Annotated in this window: 1 protein-coding gene; it reads right to left on the minus strand. The window is 71.6% G+C overall.

All coding sequences use genetic code 11. The features are described 5' to 3' along the window. A partial coding sequence (locus tag N866_RS12965) for a terminase gpP N-terminus-related DNA-binding protein (RefSeq protein ID WP_034226987.1) occupies positions 1 to 336 on the minus strand: 336 nt, incomplete at its 3' end. Positions 337 to 475 lie beyond the last annotated feature (139 nt).

The following is a 475-nucleotide window of genomic DNA, read 5'->3' on the forward strand; positions in this document are numbered from 1 at the left end:
GAGTCCTCGGCACTGCTCGCAGACCGGCCGCAGGCCCCGGTCACGGATCTGCCGGGTCAGGGTCGAGTAGCCCCCGGACCAGCCGAGCGGCTCGAGCTCATCGGCCAGCGTCGTGACCCACAGATGCGGGTCCTCGGCCAGCCGCGCCCGGACGTACTCGACGAACGGGGCGAAGCCGTCCGGGCCGCGAGGGGCGCGAACCCCGGCGACCCGCTGCCCGGTCAGGTAGGCGCGGACGGTCTTGCGGTCCCGGCCCAGGTGGCGGGCGATCGCCGAGATCGTCCACCCCCGCTTGTGCAACGCGTGCGCGTCGATGTCTTCCTCCCGTGTGAGCATGAGCAGCAGGAGCCCCTTCGATCGGCCGGCGAGTGGTCAGAGACCGCCAGCCTCGAAGGGGCTCCGCCGTTCCCGGCGGAGCCACACGGGTGGGGAATTTCAGTGAGCAGGTCTGGGGAGATTCACGAGAGCGCCGTCA

It is taken from the genome of Actinotalea ferrariae CF5-4 (assembly GCF_000603945.1).
Lineage (GTDB): Bacteria > Actinomycetota > Actinomycetes > Actinomycetales > Cellulomonadaceae > Actinotalea > Actinotalea ferrariae.